This window comes from Dankookia rubra (genome assembly GCF_004355005.1).
GTDB classification, from domain to species: Bacteria; Pseudomonadota; Alphaproteobacteria; order Acetobacterales; family Acetobacteraceae; genus Paracraurococcus; species Paracraurococcus ruber_A.
Window position 1 is genome coordinate 95,627 of sequence record NZ_SMSJ01000013.1, and the last position, 21,648, is coordinate 117,274.

Consider the following 21,648-nt stretch of genomic DNA (forward strand, 5'->3'; position numbering starts at 1 on the left):
AGGCAGGCGCATGGATTCGGTGCCCACCTTTCCTCACCCCCCGCCCGCGCCATGCCGGCGCGGCCATGGTCGCCCCGCTTCCCGGCGGTGCGGGAACCGCCGGATGGCTTGCCGCCCGCCATGGCCTGCTCGGCGCATTTCGTCGGCGGTTCGTCCCCTGGCCCTTTGTCCGAATCCGGCGTTGCCGAAGCATCACGCCGCCGCTGCCCCGAGGCGCCCCGCCGCATGCCCCTGCTGATCCTGCTTCTCCTCCTCCTCCTCATCGCGCCCGCCGCGCGGACGCAGGAGTTGGCCGGGCATGGCGGGCCGGTCCGCGCCCTGGCGGTGCTGGAGGGCGGCGGCCTCGCCTCGGCCGGCTTCGACCAGGCGGTGATCCTCTGGGATCCGGGCGCGGGCACGGCGCGCCGCGTGCTGCGCTGGCACGCCGGCGCGCTCTCGGCGCTCGCGGCGCTGCCCGGCGGTGGGCTGGCCAGCGCGGGGGAGGAGGGGCGGATCGCCCTCTGGCCCGACGGCGGCGCCGAGACCCCGGCCCGGGTGCTGGAAGGCCATGCAGGGCCGGTCACCGCGCTCGCGGTGGCGCCGGACGGGGTGCTGGCCTCGGCCGGCTGGGACGGCACGGTGCGGATCTGGCGGCGGGATGGCACCGCACGGGTGCTGGAGGGCCATGCCGGCCCGGTCGGCGCGCTGGCCTGGATGCCGGCGGGCCTGGCCAGTGCCGGGGCGGATGGCACGGTCCGGATGTGGGATACGTCCGGCGGCCGGGTACTGGCGGAGCCCGGCCTGCCGCAGAACGCGCTGGCCGCCCTGCCGGGCGGGGCGCTGGCGGCGGGCGGGGCGGACGGCTTTGTCCGAATCCTGCGCATCGACGGGTCTTCGCGCGAATTCGCCGCCAGCCCGCGGCCGGTCGTCGCCCTGGCCGCGGCGCCGGACGGCGGGCGCCTCGCCGTCGCCTCGATGGGCGGCAGCGCGGCGATCTGGTCGGTGGCGGATGGCCGGCTGCTGCATACGCTGGACGGGCCTGGCCTGCCGCTCTGGACCGTCGCCTTCTCGGTCGATGGCCGCAGCCTCTGGACCGGCGGGCAGGACCGCCGGGTGCGCCGCTGGGACGCGGCGACCGGCGCGCCGCTCGGGCCGCTGGCCGGGGAGGCGGAGCCGGCGCTGCCGGCCGGGGCCGATGCGGAAGGCGCCCGGGTCTTCCGCGCCTGCAGCGCCTGCCACGCGCTCGGCGCCGGAACCGGGCCGATGGCCGGGCCGAGCCTGCACGGGATCTTCGGCCGGCGGATGGGGGCACTGCCCGGCTATGCCTATTCGCCGCGCCTCGCCCGCGGCGACATCACCTGGACGCCGGAGACGCTGGCCGACCTCTTCACCCGCGGCCCGGACGTGGTGACGCCGGGGACGCGGATGCCGGTGCAGACGGTGGGGGAGGCGGGCGATCTGGCGGCGCTGATCCGCTTCCTCGAGGTGGCGACGCGGTGAGGGAGGCGAAGGCAAGTCTGGGGGAGAAAGTATTCTCCCCCAGGCCCCCTCATCTATTTTTCCGAGTCTGGCATCTGCCGCGCGGCGAGTGCCGACTCCCAAAAGGGAAGGGTGGGGCTTGGGGAGGAAATGCCTTTCCCTCCCCAACCCTGCTCAGGCCAGCAGCCGGCAGATGGTGACCAGGCGGTGGTCCCTGTCCTCGAGCTCCCGCGTCACCGGCACCTCGAAGCGGGCGAGCTCGGCCATGCCGTCCCGCGGGACATAGGCGCGGCCGGGATCGGCCAGCCAGACCTCGGCGCCGGCGGCCGCCATGGCCCGCAGCCAGGGCAGGATGTGGCGGGTCATCGGCGCCTCGTAGCAGACGTCGCCGGCGAGGATGAGGTCCCAGCGGCAGGCGGCGCCCACCACGTCGCCCTCCGGCGTGGCGACGGAGACCTCGTTCAGCGCGGCGTTCAGCCGGGTCGCGGCGAGCGCCAGCGGGTCGATCTCGGCCGCCTCGACGCTGGCCGCCCCGGCGCGGGCGGCGGCGATGGCGGCGAGGCCGCAGCCGGCGGCGAAGTCCAGCACCCCGCGGCCCGCGACATGCGCGGGATGGTCGAGGATCAGCCGCGCCATGGCCTGGCTGCCCGGCCAGGCGAAGGCCCAGAAGGGCGGCTCGATCCCCTGCGCGCCCAGCCAGGCCTCGGTCGCCTGCCAGATCGGGGTGATCTCGGTGGCGAGATGCAGCGGGATCTCCGGCACCATGGGCGGCCGGGCGATCGCGGTCTGGGCGCGGATGAAGGCTTCGGGGCCGGTCACATGCGCCCGAGCAGGAAGGCCAGGGCGATGGCCAGCCCGACCTCCCGGTTCGCCTTGAAGAGCACCAGGCAGTGACCGGGGTCGTGGATGTCGAGCGTCGCGACCTGCCGCGCCAGCAGCGCCGCCGGCAGCAGCAGGCCGGGCAGAAAAGCCCAGTGCAGCCCCGCCGCCCAGCCGGCCGCGGCCAGCAGGGCGAGCGTCGCGCCGTAGCAGGCCGCGAGAAAGGGCCGGGTGTCCTCGCCGAAGCGCAGCGCGGTGCTGCCGATGCCGACCGCGGCGTCGTCCTCCCGGTCCTGGTGGGCGTAGATCGTGTCGTAGCCGAGGATCCAGCAGAAGCCCGCGGCCCAGAGCAGCAGCGCCGCCGCGTCGATCCGCCCGGTCGCCGCCGCGATCCCCTCCGGCGCCGCCCAGGAGAAGACCAGGCCGAGCATCGCCTGCGGCCAGTTGGTGACGCGCTTGGCCAGCGGATAGAGCAGGATCGGCACCAGGGCGCAGAGGCCGAACAGGATGGCCGTGAGGTTGAGCTGGACGAGGACGAGCAGCCCGACCGTGCAGAGCCCGGCCAGGAAGCACAGCGCCTGGAAGGGCGTGACCGTCCCCGCCGCCAGCGGCCGGCCGCGGGTGCGCTCCACCTGCCGGTCGATGTCGCGGTCCCAGAGGTCGTTCACCACGCAGCCCGCGCCGCGCATGGCGACCGCGCCGATGCCGAAGAGCAGCGTCAGCCGCAGCCCCTCGGCCCAGTCCGGCGCCGCCATGGCGAAGGCCCAGAGGCCGGGGAGGAAGAGCAGCCAGGAGCCGATCGGCCGGTCGAGCCGCGCCAGCAGCGCATAGGGGCGCCAGCCCGCGGGGAGGCGGGCGACGAGGCCCTGGGTGCGAATGTCGGTATAGCCTTGCACGCCTGCTCCGTGTCAGCGAAAGGGCCGCATGTCCACCCCGCGCCTCTACCTGGACCAGCCCCTGGCGGAGGGGGCGGAGGTCCCCGCCACCGCCGGCCAGGCGCATTATCTCGGCGGGGTGATGCGCCGCGGCCCGGGCGACGCGGTGCTGCTGTTCAACGGCCGGGACGGCGAATGGGCGGCAAGCATCGCCGCCCTGCGCAAGGACCGCTGCAGCTTCCGGCCGGAGCGGCAGGTGCGGCCGCAGGAGCCGTTGCCCGGCTGCCGCCTGCTGGTCGCCGCGGTGAAGCGCGACGCCATGGACTGGATGGCGGAGAAGGCGACAGAGCTCGGCATCGGGCTGATCCAGCCGGTGCTGACCCGGCGCAGCATCACGGACAAGGTCAACACCGCGCGGCTGTCGAACATCGCCCAGGAAGCCGCCGAGCAATGCGGCCGGCTGACCGTGCCCCGGGTGGCGCCGGCCGCCCCCTTGCACGCGGTGCTGGATGCATGGGATGCCACGCCCCTGCTGGTCGGCGACGAGCGGCGGGAATCGCCGCCGCTCACCGCGGCGGTCCGGGCCATGCCCGCCGGTCCCTGGGCCTGGCTGGTCGGGCCGGAAGGCGGGTTCGAGCGGGCGGAGCTTGACGATCTCCGCCGCCGTGCCTTTGTTTCGACGGTTTCCCTCGGGCCCCGCATCCTGCGGGCGGAAACCGCGGCGGTGGCAGGGCTGGCGGTGCTGCAGGCACTGGCCGGCGACTGGAACAGGGTTTGATCGTGCGCCGGGCGTCCTGCCCAGGCCCCGACGATATGGAAGGGCAGGATGTCTAATCCCGGCGAGGCGGACCTGACGCCGATCACTTCCACGCGGCAATTGGCCGAGTGGTTCGCCGCCGGCAGCAAGCCGCGCGGGGAATGGGGGGTCGGCACCGAGCACGAGAAATTCGGCTTCCACCGGGGCGACCTGGCAACCCCGGAGTACGAGGGGCCGGGCGGCATCCGCGCCATCCTGGAAGGGCTGCAGGCCAAGGGATGGGAGCCCATCCTCGATGCCGGCAACCCGATCGGGCTGAAGCGCGGCAGCGCCTCGATCAGCCTGGAGCCGGCGGGGCAGCTTGAGCTCTCGGGCGGCGTGGTGCCCGACCTGCACGCCACCTGGCTGGAGCTGCAGCAGCACCTGCGCGAGGTGCACGAGGTCACCGGGCCGATGCAGGTCGGCTTCGCGCCGCTCGGCTTCCACCCGACGCATAGCCGCGCCGAGATGCCGTGGATGCCGAAAGGCCGCTACGCCATCATGCGGCGCTACATGCCGACGGTGGGCTCGCTCGGGCTCGACATGATGCAGCGGACCTGCACGGTGCAGGCCAATCTCGACTACGGCGACGAGGCCGACATGGTCGAGAAGCTGCGGATCAGCCTGGCCCTGCAGCCGGTGGCGACGGCGCTCTTCGCCAACTCGCCCTTCACCGAGGGCAAGCCGAACGGCTTCCGCAGCATGCGCGGCCAGGTCTGGACCGATACCGACGGTGACCGCACCGGCATTCCCGGCGTGGTCTTCGAGCCGGGCTTCGGCTTCGAGCGCTTCGCCGAATGGCTGCTCGACGTGCCGATGTACTTCGTCATGCGCGACGGCCGCTGGCTGGACGCGGCGGGGCGGAATTTCCGCCACTTCCTCGACGGCAAGCTGGATGTCCTGCCGGGCGAGCGCGCCACCATGGGCGACTTCGCCGACCATGTGACGACCGCCTTCACCGATGTGCGGCTGAAGCGCTTCCTCGAGATGCGCGGGTCGGATGCCGGCAGCGCGGCGATGATCGTGGCGAAGCCCGCGCTCTGGGTCGGGCTGCTGTACGACGATGCGGCGCAGAAGGCGGCCGCCGCGCTGGTGCGGGACTGGAGCGTGGACGAGATCCGCGCGCTCCGGCTGGCCGCGCCGCGGGAGGCGCTGGGTGCCACGATCCGCGGCCGGCCGGTGCGCGAGGTCGCGCGCGACGTGCTGGCCATCGCGCGGGACGGGCTGCGGGCGCGGGACCTGGGCGAGGATGTCTACCTCGCGCCGCTCGACGAGATCGTCGCCAGCGGGCTGACCCAGGCGGACCGGCTGCTGGCGCTGTACCACGGCGCCTGGGGCGGCGATGCCGGGCGGGCGCTGCTGCACGCGGAGGTGTGAGGCCGATCAGGCCAGGGGCTTCGCCATGAACACCCGGGCGAAGCCCTTCTCCTGCCGCCGCTCGGTCTCGGCATAGCCGCGCTTCGCATAGAGCGCGATGTTCCGCTCCATCAGCACGTTGGTATAGAGCCGGATCTCCGGCAGCCCGCGCCGCCGCGCCTCGGCCTCGGCGAAGTCGAGCAGGACGCGGCCGTCGCCCTTGCCCTGCCGCGCCGGGTCGACGGCGATGTTGTCGAGCATGAGGTGGCCGGGATGCGTCTCGATCACCAGCACGCCGCACAGCGCGCCGGCCTCCTCCAGCACCCAGGCCTCGCCGGCGGCGATGCGGGCGGCGTAGTCGTCCTGCATCGGGAAGGGCCGGCGGCCGACGACCGGCACCCAGGGGGCATAGGCGGCCTCGACGATCGCCGCGAGGCGCGGCGCCTCCTCGGGCCGCGCCGGGCGGATCGTCACACCGCCGTCCCGCCCACGGTCAGCCCGGCCAGCTTCAGCGTCGGCTGGCCGACGCCGACGGGGACGCCCTGGCCCTGCTTGCCGCAGGTGCCGATCCCGGGGTCGAGCGCCATGTCGTTGCCGACCATCGCCACCTTGGTCAGGCTGTCCGGCCCGTTGCCGATCAGCGTCGCGCCCTTCACCGGCGCGCCGAGCCTGCCGTCCTCGATCAGGTAGGCCTCGCTGGCCGAGAACACGAACTTGCCCGAGGTGATGTCGACCTGCCCGCCGCCGAAATTCACCGCGTAGAGGCCGCGCTTCACGCTGCGGATGATCTCCTCCGGCGCCTGTGCGCCGCCCAGCATCACCGTGTTGGTCATGCGCGGCATCGGGCTGTGGGCATAGCTCTGCCGCCGGCCGTTGCCGGTCGGCGCGACGCCCATCAGCCGGGCGTTCTGGCGGTCCTGCAGGAAGCCGACCAGGACGCCGTCCTCGATCAGCACGGTGCGGTTGGTGGGGGTCCCCTCGTCGTCCACGGTCAGGCTGCCGCGGCGGTCGGGGAGGGTGCCGTCGTCGATCACCGTGACGCCGGGCGCCGCGATCCGCTGGCCGAGCAGGCCGGCGAAGGCGGAGGTCTTCTTGCGGTTGAAGTCGCCCTCCAGCCCATGGCCGATCGCCTCGTGCAGCAGGATCCCCGGCCAGCCCGGGCCGAGCACCACCTCCATCTCCCCGGCCGGGGCGGGGACGCTGTCCAGGTTCACCAGGGCCTGGCGCAGCGCCTCGTCCACCGCCGCCTTCCACGAATCTTCCGTGACGATCCGGGCATAGTCGAAGCGGCCGCCCATGCCGTGGCTGCCGGTCTCCCGCCGCCCGTCCTGCTCCACCACCACGGCGACGTTCAGCCGCACCAGCGGGCGGATATCGGCCACGCGGGTGCCGTCGGGGCGGAGGATCTGCACCGCCTGCCACTCGCCGTACATGGACGCCATGACCTGCTTCACCCGCGGATCGCGCGCGCGCGCATAGGCATCGATCTCGCCGAGCAGCGTGGTCTTGGCGCCGAAGTCGAGCCGCGCCAGCGGGTTGGCGTCCTCGTACAGCCGGGCATTGGTTGCGCGCGGCGCGACGTCGAGCGTGCCGGACCGGCCCTGCCGCACCGCGCCCACCGTATCGGCGGCACGCGCGAGCGCGGCCTCCGACAGCTCGCCCGAATGGGCATAGCCCGCGGCCTCCCCGGCCACGGCGCGCAGGCCGAAGCCCTTGGTCGCGTCGAAGGTGGCGGAACGGATGCGGCCATCGTCGAGCGAGATCATCTCGCTCTCGCGATATTCGAGGAAGAGCTCGCCGTCCTCGGCGCCGTCGAGCGCCTGTTTCAGGATCCGCTCAGACCCGGCACGGTCGAGCTCGGCGAAGAAGAGGCGGTCGGTGACGGACAGCGGCGTGTCGAGCGGCATGGGAGAACCCTTCCGTGGATGCGGGCGGCCTACGCCGCGAGCGGGGTGATCAGCCGGGATTTCGGGAAGCACAGCACGGCCGTGGTGCCGGCGCCGGGAATGGAGTCCAGCGTCAGCGTCGCGCCCTGCGCCTCGGCCAGGGCCCGCGACAGATATAGGCCGAGGCCGGAGCCGGGGAAGCGGCGGGACAGCGATGAATCGAGCTGGGTGAAAGGCTCGAAGGCGCGCGGGATGTCCTCCGGCCGAATGCCGATGCCGCTGTCGGTCACCCGCATCACCAGCCCGCCCTCCGGCGTTTCCTCGGCCGAGATGGTGACGCGGCCGCCCTGCGGGGTGAATTTCACCGCATTGGAGACCAGGTTCAGCAGCACCTGGCGCAGCCGCAGCTCGTCCGCCCGCAGCAGCGGCAGCGTGGCGGGCAGCGCCTGCACCACGGCGACGCCGGCGGTGGCGGCGGTCACCTGCATCACCCGCGCCACGCCCTCCAGCAGGGGGATCGGCTGGACCTCGCCCTCGGTGGTGGTGAAGCCGACCGTCTCCGCCCGGGTGACGTCGAGGATGTCGTCGATCAGCGAGAGCAGGTGCCGCCCGGCCTCGTGGATCGAGCGGACGTATTCCTTGCCGCGCACCGGGTCGGGGTCCACGGTGATGGCCTCGGAGAAGCCGATCACCGCGTTCAGCGGCGTCCGCAGCTCGTGGCTCATCGTCGCGAGGAAGCGCGACTTGGCCTTGTTCGCCGTCTCCGCCGCATCCCTGGCCCGTTCCAGCTCGGCCCGCGCACGCAATTCCTCGCTGATGTCGCGGTAGCTGCGGATATAGCCGACGCCGCCGACGCTGTCGGTGGTCACCTCGACGATGCGGTTCTGGCCCAGCGTGCGGCGGCGGGAATAGGGCGTCGGCCAGGCGGCGTGCTCCGGCACCAGCGACAGCGCCTCCTCCAGTGTCTCGGCGTCGAAATAGCCGAGCTCGCCCTGGGCACGGATCAGCGCGCGGATCGTGGCGCCGGGCTGGATCAGCTCGGGCGGCACGCCGTTGAGGTCTGCGGCGATGCCGTTGGCCGCCAGGATCCTGCCTTCCATGTCGAACAGGATGACGCCCTGCCGGCTGTTGTCGAGCATCGCCTGCAGCAGCGCGGCGCGGTGCTGCGCCGCCTGCTCCGCCTCGGCCAGGGCGCTGATGTCGGCCATGGTGATGACGAAGCCGCCGCCCGGCGTCGGGTCGGAGGTCACCTCGATGATGCGGCCGTCACGGTGCGGCCGGGTGTAGCGGGCGGGCTGGGTGCGGTCGATCGCCTGCGCCATCGCCTGCATCCTGAGCTGGTCGCCCCGGATCGCGCCGACCCGGATCTGCTCGGCGACCAGCTCCGACAGCAAGGCGCCCTGCGGCAGCTGGTCCGTGGGATAGCCGGCGAGATCGGCGGCCAGCCGGTTGGCGGCGACCAGCCGCTGGTCGGCATCGAAGAGCTGGATGCCGTGCCGCAGGTTGTCCAGCATCACCTCCAGGATGCCGGCCCGCTCGCGCGCCCTCGCCTCCGCCTCGGTCAGCGCGGTGACATCGCTGTAGGTGGCGACGAAGCCGCCATCCGGCGTCGGGTCGGTGAAGATCTCGATCACCCGGCCGTTCGGCTGCATCCGGGTCCGGCGCTGCGGGCGGGAGTAGTCATCCGCCAGCCCGGCCTGCAGCTCCTCGGCGCTGATCATCCCGGCGCGCAGCGACGCCATGGCCAGGTCGCGCGCCTGCACGCCGGGCTGCACCAGCGCCGGGTCGATGCCGTTGAACTCGGCGGCCAGCCGGTTGGCGGTGACCAGCCTCCCGTCGCCGTCGAAATGCGCGATGCCGTGCCGCATGTTGTCGAGCATGAGCTGCAGCACGGCGGCCCGCGCCGAGGCCTCGTCCTGTGCCCGGGCGAGCTCGGTCACGTCGGTATGGGTGACGACGAAGCCGCCGCCCGGCGTCGGGTCGGAGCCGACCTCGATGACCCGGCCGTCCGGCCGGCGCCGCCGGTAGCGGGCCGGCTGGCCGCGGTCGAGCGCAAGCACCTCCTCGCCCAGCGGCCGCGGCGCGGCATCGCCGAATTCCGCAGCCGCGGCCTGTTCGGCCACCAGGGTCTCGAACAGCACGCCCTCCCGGCCGCGGAGATCGGGGATGCCGTAATCCGGCCCGGCCAGCCGGTTGGCGGTCAGCAGCCGGCGGTCGGGGCCGAACAGCATCAGCCCGTGCCGCATGCTGTCGAGCGCGTCGCGCAGCAGGCCGGCGCGCTGCTTCGCCTCGGCCTCGGCCCGGGCCCGGGCGGTGATGTCGGTGAAGCTGATGACGAAGCCGCCATCCGGCGTCGGGTCGGTGAAGACCTCGACCTGCCGCCCATCCGGCGTGTGGCGGATCCGCCGGCCGCGCTTGCTGCGGTCGGCCCTCAGCAGGCGGTGCAGCACCGCCGTCGCCTCCGGCTCCGGCCCGAACTGGCCGGCGGCATGCTGCCGCCGGACCAGGTCGTCGAAGCCGGCACCCGGGGCGACGTCCTCCGGCACCAGGCCGGACAGCTCCGCCGCCAGGGCATTGGCCGCCAGCAGCCGGCGGTCCGGCCCGTAGATCAGCAGCCCGTGCCGCATGTGGTCGAGCGCCGCCTGCAGCATGCCGGCGCGGGACTCCGCCGCCGCCTCGGCCGCGGCCAGGGCGGTGATGTCGGAATAGGTGAGGGCGAAGCCGCCATCCGCGGTCGGGTCGGACACCACCTCGATCAGCCGGCCATCCGGGCTGCGGCGGTGGTAGCGAAGCGTCCGCGTCCGGTCGGCGCCGAGGGCCAGCCGCTCGATCGCCGCAGCCTCCTCGCCCTGGCCGAAGACGCCGGCCTCCCGCTGGTACCGCACCGCGTGCTCGAACCGCATGCCGGGGTGCAGCATCTCCGCCGGCACTCCGCTGAGGTCGCAGGCGAGCCGGTTGGCCGCCACCAGCCGGTGGTCCGGGCCGAACAGCGCGATGCCGTGGCGGATCACGTCCAGCATCACTGCCTGGGTCGCGGCGCGCCGCTTCGCCTCCGCCTCGGCCCGCGCCAGCGGGGTGATGTCGGACAGGGTGATGACGAAGCCGCCATCGGGCATCGGGTCGGAGAAGACCTCGAGCGTCCGGCCGTCCCGCGTCGGCCGGATGTAGTGCAGCGGGCGCGACCGGTCGGCCTGCAGCGACATGCCGGCCAGCTGCTCGTCGAGCGCGGGGTCGCCGGTCGCGCCGGCGCTGAACAGCGCCGCGGTGATCGAATCGAAGCTGGCGCCGGGACGCGCCGCCGCATCCGGCACCCCGGCCAGCTCGCGCGACAGGCGGTTGTCGGCGATGAAGCGGTGGTCGGGACCGAACAGCACCACGCCGTGGTGCATGGTGTCGATCATCGCCTGCAGCGTCGCCATGCGCTCCGCCGCCGCGGCCTCGGCGGCGACCTGCGCCGTCGTGTCGGTCCAGGTGATGACGAAGCCACCATCCGGCGTGGGGTCGGAGACGCTGTCCACCACCCGTCCGTCCGGCATGCGGCGGCGCACCGGGTAGGATCGGCTGCGGTCACGCCGTGCCACTTCCAGCGCCTCGGCCTCGGCATCCGGGCCCTGGCCGAAGACGCCGCGGCGCAGCTGCCACATCGCCAGGTCGTGCGGCGTGATGCCGGGCACCATCTCCTCGGCCGGCAGGCCGGCGAGGTCGGGGGCGAGCCGGTTGGCAACGATCAGCCGCTGGTCGGGGCCGAACAGCGCGATGCCGTGCCGCATCGAATCCTGCATGGTCTGCAGCAGCATGGCGCGGTGCTGCGCCTCGGCCTTGGCCGCGTTCACCTCGGTGGTGTCGACGTAGCTGATGACGAAGCCGCCATCCGGCAGCGGATCGGAGCTGACCGCCACCACCCGGCCATGCGCGTTCAGCCGCTCACGCCGCAGCGGCAGCCGGCGGTCGAGCCCGAGATCCTCGGCGATCGCCGCCGCGGCCGCCGCCGGCTCGAAGGGGCCGTTGGCGGCGACCCGCTCGGCGACCAGCTCCGGCAGGCCGCGTCCGGGCCGCACCGTGCCGGGCGCCATCCCGCCCAGGGTGCTGCAGAGCTCGTTGGCCGCCAGCACGCGGTGGTCCGGCCCGAAGACCACGATGCCGTGCCGCATGTGGTCGAGCATCGCCTGCAGCAGGTTCGCCCGGTCGCGCGCCGCCGCCTCGGCCCGGGCCAGGGCGGTGATGTCGGTCAGGGTGACGACGAAGCCGCCCTCGGCGGTGGGCGCCGAGCGGACCTCGAGGATGCCGCCATCCGGCGTGGTGCGGCGGTATTCGTGCGGCCGGCCGCGGTCGAGCGCGACCAGCTCGGCCTCGCGCACCGCCGCTGCCGGCTCAGGCCCGAAGGCGCCGGCCTTGCGCTGCGCCCGCAGCAGGGAGGCGAGCGGCCGGCCCGGCACCAGCTCCTCCGGCGCCAGGCTGCTATAGGCGGCACCGAGGCTGTTGGCAGCGACCAGCCGGGCCGCCGCGTCGTAGAGCACGAAGCCGTGCTGCATCGATTCCAGCGCCGTCTGCAGCACGGCTGCGCGCTGCTCGGCCCTGGCCTCGGCCTGGGCCCTGGCGGTGACGTCGGTCAGGGTGATGACGAAGCCGCCCGCCGGGGTCGGCGCGGAACGGATCTCCATCACCCGCCCGTCCGGCAAGTGCCGCCGTGCCTCGAAGGGTTGGCTGCGGTCGAGCGCGAGCAGCGCGCGGAAGGTCGCCTCGGCCGCCTCGCCCGAACCGAAGACGCCGGCTGCCCGCTGCCGCCGCAGCACCTGCTCCAGCGTCCGGCCGGGGGCGATATCCGCCGGCGCCAGGCCGCAGCACGCGGCGGCGAGCGCATTGGCGGCGATCACCCGCGCCGCGGCGTCGTACAGGATGAAGCCGTGCCGCATCGAATCGAGCGCCACCTGCAGCATCGCCGCCTGCGCCTGCGCCGTCTCCTGCGCTGCGGCCGAGGCGGTGACGTCGCTGAAGCTGACGACATAGCCGCCATCCGGCGTCGGGTCGGTCACCACCTCGACCACCGTGCCGTCGGGACGGTGCAGGGTGCGGCTGCTCGGCCGGCGGCGGTCGATGGCGAGCGCCGAGGCCAGCACCCGCCCGGTCTCCGCCGGCTCGCCGAAGACGCCGCGCGCCGCCTGTTCCCGCACCAGGTCATGGATGTGCCGCCCCGGCTGCATCGATTCCGCCGGCAGCCCGGTCAGGCGGGCGGCCAGCGCATTCGAGACCACCAGCCGCAGCTCCGCGTCGTACAGCGCGATGCCGTGCCGCATGTTGTCGAGCATGACCTGCAGCTGCGCCGCGTGCGCGGTCGCCTCGGCGCGGGCGGCGTGCAGGTCGGTGATGTCGGTGGTGACCTGGACGATGCCGCCATCCGGCAGCGGCGCGTAGCGCAGGTCGAGCACCCGGCCGTCCGGCCTGGTCCGCTGCACCGGCGCCAGCTGCTGCGGCACCGCCTTCAGCTGCATCAGCGCCAGCATCGCCGGCGTTTCCGCCCCGTACTCGCCTGCCGCGGCGCGGCGGCGGGTGATGTCGTCGCGGTGCTCGCCGACCGCCAGCTCGGCGCCGGCCATGATCGCCTGGTATGCCGCATTGACCATGGCGACGCGGCCATCCGCGCCATAAACGACGACGCCGTGCGGCAGGGAGGCGAGCACGCCGTCGAGCAGCGCGGCGCGGCGCCGCGCCTCGTCCTCGGCCCGCTTCGCCGCGGTGATGTCGGTCAGCTCCACCAGGTAGCCGCCTTCGGGCAGCGGCTGGCTCTCGACCTGCAGCGCCTGGCCGTTCGGCCGGATGCGCTGGTAGGCGACCGGGCGGGTGCGGTCGAGCCGGCGGCGGTGGTCGATCACCGCGGCGGCGTCGGTATTGGCGAATTCGCCCCGCGCGGACAGCATCTCGAACAGCGTCTCGAAGGAGGTGCCGGGGCGGAGTGCGCCGCGCGGCAGGCCCAGCAGGTCCTCGTAGGCGGGGTTGTTGAACAGCACGCGGCGCTCGGGGTCGTAGGCGGCGACGCCGCCGCGCAGCTGCGCCAGCAGGCTCTCCAGCCGCCGGGCGCGCGCCTGCGCCTCCCGTTCCCGGGCGAGGTGGCCGGTCAGCTCGATCACCGCGGCGACATAGCCGCCGCCCGGCAGCGGCACGCCGGCCTGCTCGAAGCTGGCGCCGTCGGTGCGGCGGAACTGCCGGCGGAAGGGTCGGCTGCGGTCGATGGCCAGGTGCTCGGCGGCCAGGGCGGCCGGGTCGCCCTCGCCGTAGATGCCGCGATAGGCGAAGCGCCGCACCAGCTCGGCGGCCGGCAGGCCGGGCGGCGTCTCGGCGGGGTCGATCCCGGTGACCTGCCGGGTCGCGGCATTGGCGAAGGCCAGCCTGCCGTCGGCGCCGACGACCCAGACGCCGAGCGGCAGCGCGGCCAGGGCGGCCGAGAGGGCGGCCGAGAGGGCGGCGGCCGAGGCCGGGTCGCCGGTCCCCGGATGGGTCCCCCCGTCCTGGCCTGTCCCGTCATGGGTCATGCGGCGCTCCGGGTGTCACGCAGGCAGTGCAGGGCGACCAGCGCGGCGGTCAGCACCAGCACCGCGCAGGCCTGGTGCAGCGTGCCGAGCCAGACCGGCACCACCATCAGCAGGGTGGCGACGCCGAGCGCATATTGCAGGCAGACCGCGGCGCCGAGGCCGAGGCAGGCCTTGCGTGCCGCGCCCGGCGGCAACCTGCGCCAGCCGGCGATCGCGGCGCCGAGCGCGGCCAGCGTCGCCAGCGTCGCCAGCAGGCGGTGGTTGAACTGCACCGCCGGAATATTGAGGGTGAGGTTCCGCCAAGCCGGCTCCAGCCGCCAGTAGCCGTCCGGCACCACCCGGCCGTCCATCAGCGGGAAGCTGTTGTAGTCGAAGCCGGCGCGGATGCCGGCGACGAAGCCGCCGGCCAGCATCGCCGCCACCACCAGCCAGGCCGCCGCCTTGGCCTGGCGGCGCACGGTGCCGGCCGTCGCGGGCAGCGGCCGCGGGGCGCCCCGGAGCAGCGTGAGCCCGGTCCAGAGCAGCGCGGCATAAAGGCCGAGCGCCAGCGACAGGTGCATCACCAGCCGATAGGGGGAGACGGCGGTGCGGTCGGCCTCGAACCCCGAGGCGACCATGAACCAGCCGACCGCGCCCTGCATGCCGCCCAGCAGCAGCAGCAGCAGCAGGCGCGGCTTGAGGCCGGCGGGAATTCGCCCGCGCAGCCAGAACCAGGCCAGCGGCAGCGCATAGGCCAGGCCGATCACCCGGCCCCAGAGCCGGTGCGCCCATTCCAGCCAGAAGATCTCCTTGAAACCCTCGATCCCGAAGCCCTGGTTGACCAGGGCATATTGCGGGATGGTCTGGTACAGCGCGTAGAGCCGGCGCCACTCGGCCTCCGACAGCGGCGGCAGCGCGCCCGACAGCGGCGCCCATTCCATGATCGAGAGGCCCGAGCCGGTCAGGCGCGTCGCGCCGCCCAGGGCGACCATGACCCAGACCATGGCGGCCACCGCCAGCAGCCAGGCGGCGATGGCGCGGTTGGCGGAGGCCCGCTGCGGGGCGGAGCGATGGGCGGCATCGGCCTGGGCGTCGAAGGGCATGACGCAAGTATAGGGCGGCGCCCCCCGCCGCGCATCCGCGGGCGTCATGGCCCGCAGCCCCTGCTTGCAGGCCGAACGCCGGGCTGCTACCCGCGCCGCCATGCCCCCCGCCGATCATCTGGCGCCCGCGGCCGACGCGCCGGCGCCGCAGGGCGCCTCCTACGCGCTGGCGCCGCAGGGCGCCCCGGGCCGCACGGCAGCCGCTGCGCCGCCGCTTCCCCGCTTGCCGCTCTCCGTCGTCGTCCCCGTGCGCAACGAGGCGCCGAACATCGCGCCGCTGGTGGCGGAGATCGAGGCGGCGCTGGCCGGCATCCCGCACGAGATCGTCTATGTCGACGACGGCTCCTCGGACGGCACCCCGGCGGCGCTGCGGGCGGCGGCGGCGGGCGCCCCGCTGCGGGTGCTGCGGCACCGCGCCAGCTGCGGCCAGTCGGCCGCGGTGGTCACCGGGGTGCGCGCGGCGCGCGGCAACTGGATCGCGACGCTCGACGGCGACGGGCAGAACGACCCGGCCGACATCCCCCGCCTGCTGGCCCGGGCCGAGGCCGAAGGCGGCCAGATCCTGGTCGCCGGCCACCGGGTGACGCGGAAGGACAGCTGGGTGAAGCGGCGGTCGAGCCGCATCGCCAACGGCGTCCGCGCCCGGCTGCTGCGGGACGCGACGCCGGATACCGGCTGCGGGCTGAAGGTCTTCCCGCGCGCGCTTTTCCTCGACCTGCCGGCCTTCGACCACATGCACCGCTTCCTGCCGGCCCTGGTGCTGCGCCAGGGCGGCCGGGTGGTGAGCGAGCCGGTGAACCACCGGCCGCGGGTGCGCGGCACCTCCAACTACGGCACGCTGGACCGGCTGGCGGTGAGCCTCTTCGACCTGGTCGGCGTCGCCTGGCTGCAGCGGCGCTGGAAGCGGCCCCAGCTCGAGGCCCCGGTCGCAGACGCCCGGGAATGACCTCGGCGCGGCTGCGGCCGGTCGGCAAGCTGCTGGTCCTGGCGGCGGGGCTGATCCTCGGCGGGCTGCTGCTGCGGGCGCTGGGGGCGGCGCCCGGCACCGACTGGGTGGACCACTATATCCGCGGCCGGGGGCTGCTCGGTGAAACGATCTTCCTTCTGGTCGGGGCCCTGGCCAGCGCCGCCGGGCTGCCGCGGCAGGGCGTCGCCTTTCTCGGCGGCTATGCCTTCGGCGCGGTGGCCGGCACCGGGCTTGGTCTGGCGGCGCAGCTGCTGGGGGCGGCCATCGCCTTCTTCTGGGCCCGCTGGGTCGGCCAGGATTGGGCGGAGCGGCGGCTGGCCGGGCGCTTCGGGCAGCGGCTGCGGCCGCTCCGCGACGCGCTGGCGGAGAGCCCCTTCGACACCACGCTCGCGCTGCGGCTGCTGCCGGTCGGCAACAACCTGGCCCTGAACCTGCTGGCGGGGATGGCGGGGATCGCCGCGGCGCCCTTCCTGGCGGCTTCGGCGGCCGGCTACCTCCCGCAAACGCTGGTCTTCGCGCTGCTGGGCAAGGGCGTGCGGGTGGACGGCGCCTGGCAGATCGGCCTGGCGGCGGCGATGCTGGCGGGATCCGTGCTGCTGGGGCTCAGGCTGCTGCGGCGGCACCGGGCCGGGCGGGCGTTGGACGAGGAAGGCTGAAGGAAGGCCGGGAGAGAAGGAATTCTCCCCCGTCGGACGCATGCGCCCAGCCCCTCATCTGCGTCTGGGAGTCTGGCCCTCGCTTCGCGGCGGGTGCCAGAGTCACGGAAAGCAAAGATGGGGCTTGGGAAGGAAATGCTTTTCCTCCGCAATCTTTTCTTTGCGTGACGCGAGACTAGGGTTTCGCCACCACCGCGGCCTCGGTCACCGCCGAGGCCCCCAGCGGCTCGCCGGCGGCGAACCTCGTGCAGTTCCCGAGCGTCGTCGCCGCGATCGCCCCCAGCGCCTCCCGCGTGAAGAAGGCCTGGTGGCCGGTGACCAGCACATTCGGGAAGGTCAGCAGCCGGGCGAAGACGTCGTCGGCCAGGATCTCGTTCGACAGGTCCTCGAAGAACAGGTCGGCCTCCTGCTCGTAGACGTCGATCGCCAGGCCGCCGAGCCGGCCGGTCTTCAGCGCCTCGATCGCCGCCTCGGCATCGATCAGCCCGCCGCGGCTGGTATTCACAAGCACCAGGCCGGGCTTGGCCAGGGCCAGCGTCCCGGCCCGCACCATGTGCCGCGTCTCCGGCGTCAGCGGGCAGTGCAGGGTGATGATGTCGGCCTGCGCGACGATGGTCGGCAGCTCCGCATAGGCGATGCCGGCCGCGTCCAGCGCCGGGTCCGGGAACGGGTCCTGCGCCAGCACCCGGCAGCCGAAGCCGAGCGCCAGGCTGCGGGCGACCAGCGCGCCGATCTTGCCGGTGCCGATGACGCCGACGGTGCGGCCGTGCAGGTCGAAGCCGAGCAACCCGTCCAGCGCGAAATTGCCGTCCCGCGTCCGCTGGTGGGCGCGGTGGATGCCGCGGACCAGGGACAGCAGCAGGCCGATGGTGAACTCCGCCACCGCATGCGGCGAATAGGCCGGGACGCGCGCAACGGCGATGCCGAGCCGCGCCGCCGCCTTGAGGTCGACGTTGTTGAAGCCGGCGCAGCGCAGCGCGACCAGCCGGGTGCCGCCGGCGGCGAGCGCCCCCAGCACCGGGGCCGAGAGATCGTCGTTGACGAAGGGGCAGACCGCCTCAGCGCCGCGGGCCAGCACCGCGGTCTCGGCGGTCAGCCGCGGCTCGAGGAACAGCAACTCGAAGCCCGCCGCATTCGCCGCCTCGAAGGAGCGGCGGTCGTAGGGCTTGGTGCTGAACATGGCGATGCGCATGCGGCGGCCCCAAGGGTTGCGCGCCGCCGGCGCCGCGGTCGCGTCAGTGCAGCAGGAACTGCCCGTTGGCGTAGCGCAGCTCGGCCGGGCGGATCAACGCGGCGGAGGCGACGCGGACGGAATGCAGCGGGCCCTCGATCTCGCGCTTCCAGAAATCCAGGAAGCGGGTCAGCTCGGGGAAGACCGGCGCGCGGTCCAGCTTCTGCCAGATGAAGGTCTGCAGCACGCCCGGGTGGTCGGGCATGTGGTAGAGGATCTCGGCGGTGGTGAGCCGCCAGTCCGGCACCTTGAGCTCGGGCACGCGAACGAAGCTTTCGATCTCCTGCAGCACGCCTGTCGTCCTTTCCTCAGCCGTCTTCGGTCCGTACCTGCGGTGCGGCCGGCGCCTTTCCTCCTGGTTCAACGAGGGAAGCTTGCCATGGGATGCGCGGAGTCGTGCAACAAAAATGAGTGGAATCAATCTGTTAGCACTCGCACTCGGCGAGTGCTGCAATCCCTTGACGGAGGGTCGTGCTTCGCATAGGTCTTTGGCACTCCTCCGGGGGGAGTGCCAGCGGGCTGCTTTGGCGGACGCTGGCCGGACCTGCCGGTCGAGGAAACGCAAATAGCAAAGGCATCAGGAGAGGATCATGAGCTTCCGTCCCCTGCATGACCGCGTTCTCGTTCGCCGTGTCACGGCCGAAGAGAAGACCGCGGGTGGCATCATCATCCCCGACACCGCGAAGGAAAAGCCCCAGGAGGGCGAGGTCATCGCCGTCGGCTCCGGCACGCTGAACGACAAGGGCGAGCTCCGCGCGCTCGACGTCAAGGCGGGCGACCGCATCCTGTTCGGCAAGTGGTCGGGCACCGAAGTGAAGCTCAATGGTGAGGAGCTCCTGATCATGAAGGAGTCCGACATCATGGGCATTCTCGACAACCCTTCCGTCGCCAAGGCGGCCTGAGGCTCCTGCCGCCGGCGACCGTGGCGTCCGGGGACATCGCCCTGGCGCCGCGGTCCGCTTCGGTGGCGAAGCCCAGTCTGCGTTTGGTCATCAATCCGAGCGATCCGCCGCGTGACGGGGCCTGAGCCCCGCAGCCGGCGTGAGCGCACAACGTAAAGGATAACCCACATGGCAGCGAAGGACGTTAAGTTCGGCGCCGGTGCCCGCGAGCGGATGATCCGCGGCGTGGACATTCTCGCCGACGCGGTGAAGGTGACGCTGGGCCCGAAGGGCCGCAACGTCGTCATCGACAAGAGCTTCGGTGCGCCGCGGATCACCAAGGACGGCGTCACCGTCGCCAAGGAGATCGAGCTGGGCGACAAGTTCGAGAACATGGGCGCGCAGATGGTGCGCGAAGTGGCCTCGAAGACCAACGACACCGCGGGCGACGGCACCACCACCGCGACCGTGCTGGCCCAGGCCATCGTCCGTGAGGGCGCCAAGGCCGTCGCCGCCGGCATGAACCCGATGGACCTGAAGCGCGGCATCGACAAGGCGGTCACCCAGATCGTCGCCGAGCTCGAGGCCAAGACGAAGAAGATCACGACCTCGGCCGAAGTGGCGCAGGTCGGCACGCTCTCCGCCAACGGCGAGAGCGAGATCGGCGAGATGATCGCCAAGGCGATGGAGAAGGTCGGCAACGAGGGTGTCATCACCGTCGAGGAAGCCAAGTCCATCCAGACCGAGCTCGACGTCGTCGAGGGCATGCAGTTCGATCGCGGCTACGTCTCCCCGTATTTCATCACGAATGCGGAGAAGATGATCGTCGAGATGGAAAACCCCTACATCCTGATCTTCGAGAAGAAGCTGTCGCAGCTCCAGCCGATGCTGCCGCTTCTCGAGGCCGTGGTGCAGTCGGGCCGTCCGCTCGTGATCGTCGCCGAGGATGTCGAGGGCGAGGCCCTGGCGACCCTGGTGGTGAACAAGCTGCGCGGTGGCCTGAAGATCGCCGCCGTCAAGGCGCCGGGCTTCGGTGACCGCCGCAAGGCGATGCTCGAGGACATCGCGATCCTGACCGGCGGCCAGGTGATCAGCGAGGACCTCGGCATCAAGCTCGAGACCGTCACGCTGGCCATGCTGGGCAAGGCCAAGCTCGTGAAGATCGAGAAGGAAAACACCACGATCGTCGACGGCGCGGGCGAGAAGTCCGAGATCAACGGCCGTTGCGAGCAGATCAAGGCGCAGATCGAGGAGACCACCTCGGACTACGACCGCGAGAAGCTGCAGGAGCGCCTGGCGAAGCTGGCCGGCGGCGTCGCCGTCATCCGCGTCGGCGGCTCGACCGAGGTCGAGGTGAAGGAGCGCAAGGATCGCGTCGACGACGCGCTGCATGCGACCCGCGCCGCGGTCCAGGAAGGCATCGTGCCGGGCGGCGGCACCGCGCTGCTGCGCGCCAGCACCAACCTGCACACGCTGAAGGGCCTGAACAACGACGAGCAGGTCGGCATCGAGATCGTCAGGCGCGCCATCCAGGCGCCGCTGAAGCAGATCGCCGAGAATGCCGGCAAGGACGGCGCCGTGGTGGCTGGCGAGGTGCTGCGCGACAACACCTACGCCTACGGCTACGATGCCCAGCTCGACGAGTACAAGGACCTGGTCGGCGCCGGCATCATCGACCCGACCAAGGTCGTGCGCACGGCCCTGCAGGACGCGGCCTCGGTCGCGGCGCTGCTGATCACCACCGAAGCCATGGTGGCCGAGCGTCCGGCGAAGCCGGCGGCCGGCGCCCCCGGCGGCGGCATGGGCGGCGGCGGCATGGGCGGCATGGGCGACATGGATTTCTGATCCTCGGATCAGCGATCGAGGGAAGGGGCGGGGCCGCAAGGTCCCGCCCTTTTTCTTTGCCCGCCCTCGCCACGCCGCTGCAACGGTACGCGGGCGTCGATACCGAGCCGGTATTTGGGAAGTCTGGGAGCGGACCATCACCCATGGGTTGATGGCATGCCCGCGAACCCTGCGATGGCATCCTGCCCGCCCGGTCCCATTCCCGCCGCCCGCGAGAATGCGGGTGCAGCGAGGGAGGACATGCGGATGGCCGGCAGGATCAAGGGTTCGGTGAAGTGGTTCAACGAGGCCAAGGGCTTCGGCTTCATCACGCCCGAGGATGGCGGTAAGGACGTCTTCGTCCACTTCTCCGCCATCCAGTCGAGCGGCTTCAAGGCTCTCGCCGAAGGCCAGCAGGTGGAATTCGAGATGGTGCAGGGCGCCGAGGGACCCTGCGCCGCCAACGTCAGCCCGATCTGACGCGGGCCGCGCTGGCCGGCTGGATCTGCACTGCCCCGGTCTGGCGAAGATCCGGTCGGTCGCGGCGTATCAAAACCATATTTTCTTCTTGCGAATAAGCGGGTTGTTTGCAGCAGAGCCAAGTCATCGCCGCTGCCGCTTCTCACTGAAATGCGTGTGTAAGGTGTTTGACTTCGCCGGCGCGATCCGTGTTCACTCGATCAGCCAGCCGCTCTTGGCCCGCCTTGCCGTGCCCTCCCGGTTCCACCGGGCGCCCTCAAGCCGATCCAGCCGGTGGTTTTCCGCGCGGGCGATCGGCGTCCGTGCATCAGGACAGGGAGGGTGCATCGCATGGCGACCGGCACCGTGAAGTGGTTCAACGCGACCAAGGGCTTCGGCTTCATCGTCCCGCAGGACGGCGGCAAGGACGTTTTCGTCCATATCACCGCCGTGCAGAAGGCCGGCCTGCAGGGGCTGAACGAGAACCAGAAGGTCCAGTACGAGGTAGTGATGGAACGCGGCAAGGCTGCCGCCGCCAACCTCAAGCCGCTCTGAGCGGCGAGGGGCCCGTCGCCGGGCCCCGCATCCCTGGCGCCGGCGCCTAGCCCGCCGGCGTTTCCTGAACCCAGACCCGCTTCGCCCCGGCCTGCTGCAGGAAGGCCTCCGCCTGCTCGCGCAGCGACTGCGTCCCGGCCGCGATGCCGAGCGCCGGGCCTTCCGCCCGCACCGCCTGGTCCTGGCCACCCGGCTTGCGGCCCGTGCCCGTTTCCGGCACCGCCGCGCCCGCCGCCTCGCCGGCCGCGAGCGCCGCACCGCCCGCCGCCGCCGCCG

General features: G+C 72.8%; 18 protein-coding genes. 9 read left to right on the forward strand and 9 right to left on the reverse strand.

Annotated features, from left to right (window positions below; all coding sequences use genetic code 11):
- Positions 1-225 precede the first annotated feature (225 nt).
- On the forward strand, positions 226-1,479 hold the full coding sequence (locus tag E2C06_RS12865) for a hypothetical protein (protein ID WP_133289005.1): 1,254 nt from the start codon (positions 226-228) through the stop codon (positions 1,477-1,479).
- 153 nt (positions 1,480-1,632) lie between these two features.
- On the opposite strand, the gene E2C06_RS12870 is transcribed toward E2C06_RS12865, so the two are convergent.
- Both E2C06_RS12870 and ubiA read right to left on the reverse strand, forming a co-directional pair.
- Complete coding sequence (locus tag E2C06_RS12870; RefSeq protein WP_370451433.1) at positions 1,633-2,277, reverse strand: class I SAM-dependent methyltransferase; 645 nt, start codon at positions 2,275-2,277, stop codon at positions 1,633-1,635.
- Positions 2,274-3,173: a 4-hydroxybenzoate octaprenyltransferase gene (gene ubiA, locus E2C06_RS12875; protein ID WP_133289006.1), complete on the reverse strand. Its 900-nt coding sequence runs from the start codon at positions 3,171-3,173 to the stop codon at positions 2,274-2,276. Before ubiA ends, E2C06_RS12870 begins: the two co-directional genes overlap by 4 nt.
- A 28-nt stretch (positions 3,174-3,201) precedes the next feature.
- On the opposite strand from ubiA, the gene E2C06_RS12880 reads away from it, so the two are divergent.
- Positions 3,202-3,930, forward strand: coding sequence for a 16S rRNA (uracil(1498)-N(3))-methyltransferase (locus tag E2C06_RS12880; RefSeq protein WP_133289007.1), 729 nt, complete (start codon positions 3,202-3,204; stop codon positions 3,928-3,930).
- A gap of 48 nt (positions 3,931-3,978) precedes the next feature.
- Complete coding sequence (locus E2C06_RS12885; protein WP_133289008.1) at positions 3,979-5,325, forward strand: glutamate--cysteine ligase; 1,347 nt, start codon at positions 3,979-3,981, stop codon at positions 5,323-5,325.
- Positions 5,326-5,331: 6 nt separating this feature from the next.
- On the opposite strand, the gene E2C06_RS12890 is transcribed toward E2C06_RS12885, so the two are convergent.
- From E2C06_RS12890 to E2C06_RS12905, 4 genes are read right to left on the reverse strand one after another with little or no spacing between them, the layout of a single operon-like run.
- Entirely contained in the window at positions 5,332-5,778 is a 447-nt protein-coding gene (locus tag E2C06_RS12890; RefSeq protein WP_133289009.1) for a GNAT family N-acetyltransferase, read from the reverse strand.
- Complete coding sequence (gene tldD, locus E2C06_RS12895) at positions 5,775-7,211, reverse strand: metalloprotease TldD (protein ID WP_133289010.1); 1,437 nt, start codon at positions 7,209-7,211, stop codon at positions 5,775-5,777. Before tldD ends, E2C06_RS12890 begins: the two co-directional genes overlap by 4 nt.
- A gap of 29 nt (positions 7,212-7,240) precedes the next feature.
- The gene (locus E2C06_RS12900; protein WP_133289011.1) at positions 7,241-13,717 is read right to left on the reverse strand and encodes a PAS-domain containing protein; all 6,477 of its coding nucleotides are present in this window, start codon (positions 13,715-13,717) and stop codon (positions 7,241-7,243) included.
- Positions 13,714-14,799 carry a COX15/CtaA family protein gene (locus E2C06_RS12905; RefSeq protein ID WP_133289029.1) on the reverse strand — a complete coding sequence of 362 codons (1,086 nt, stop codon included), beginning with the start codon at positions 14,797-14,799 and terminating at the stop codon, positions 13,714-13,716. The genes E2C06_RS12900 and E2C06_RS12905 overlap by 4 nt, the downstream gene beginning before the upstream one ends.
- A gap of 64 nt (positions 14,800-14,863) precedes the next feature.
- Between E2C06_RS12905 and E2C06_RS12910 the strand changes: the two genes are divergently transcribed.
- Both E2C06_RS12910 and E2C06_RS12915 read left to right on the forward strand, forming a co-directional pair.
- On the forward strand, positions 14,864-15,745 hold the full coding sequence (locus E2C06_RS12910; protein ID WP_241671249.1) for a glycosyltransferase family 2 protein: 882 nt from the start codon (positions 14,864-14,866) through the stop codon (positions 15,743-15,745).
- Complete coding sequence (locus E2C06_RS12915) at positions 15,742-16,422, forward strand: TVP38/TMEM64 family protein (protein ID WP_133289012.1); 681 nt, start codon at positions 15,742-15,744, stop codon at positions 16,420-16,422. The genes E2C06_RS12910 and E2C06_RS12915 overlap by 4 nt, the downstream gene beginning before the upstream one ends.
- A gap of 175 nt (positions 16,423-16,597) precedes the next feature.
- On the opposite strand, the gene E2C06_RS12920 is transcribed toward E2C06_RS12915, so the two are convergent.
- Positions 16,598-17,614, reverse strand: a complete 1,017-nt coding sequence (locus E2C06_RS12920; protein WP_133289013.1) for a 2-hydroxyacid dehydrogenase — start codon at positions 17,612-17,614, stop codon at positions 16,598-16,600.
- A gap of 43 nt (positions 17,615-17,657) precedes the next feature.
- Positions 17,658-17,945 carry an usg protein gene (locus tag E2C06_RS39320; protein WP_277751817.1) on the reverse strand — a complete coding sequence of 96 codons (288 nt, stop codon included), beginning with the start codon at positions 17,943-17,945 and terminating at the stop codon, positions 17,658-17,660.
- Positions 17,946-18,243: 298 nt separating this feature from the next.
- Between E2C06_RS39320 and groES the strand changes: the two genes are divergently transcribed.
- From groES to E2C06_RS12945, 4 genes are all read left to right on the forward strand, one after another.
- Positions 18,244-18,555 carry a co-chaperone GroES gene (groES, locus tag E2C06_RS12930; RefSeq protein ID WP_133289015.1) on the forward strand — a complete coding sequence of 104 codons (312 nt, stop codon included), beginning with the start codon at positions 18,244-18,246 and terminating at the stop codon, positions 18,553-18,555.
- 168 nt (positions 18,556-18,723) lie between these two features.
- The gene (gene groL, locus E2C06_RS12935; RefSeq protein WP_133289016.1) at positions 18,724-20,379 is read left to right on the forward strand and encodes a chaperonin GroEL; all 1,656 of its coding nucleotides are present in this window, start codon (positions 18,724-18,726) and stop codon (positions 20,377-20,379) included.
- Positions 20,380-20,625: 246 nt separating this feature from the next.
- Positions 20,626-20,838, forward strand: coding sequence for a transcription antiterminator/RNA stability regulator CspE (cspE, locus tag E2C06_RS12940; RefSeq protein WP_133289017.1), 213 nt, complete (start codon positions 20,626-20,628; stop codon positions 20,836-20,838).
- A 330-nt stretch (positions 20,839-21,168) separates the two neighbouring features.
- Positions 21,169-21,372: a cold-shock protein gene (locus E2C06_RS12945; protein WP_133289018.1), complete on the forward strand. Its 204-nt coding sequence runs from the start codon at positions 21,169-21,171 to the stop codon at positions 21,370-21,372.
- Between the two features lie 46 nt (positions 21,373-21,418).
- Here E2C06_RS12945 and E2C06_RS37545 read toward each other — a convergent pair.
- Positions 21,419-21,648: hypothetical protein (locus tag E2C06_RS37545; protein WP_165982363.1), on the reverse strand; the 230-nt coding region annotated here is incomplete at its 5' end.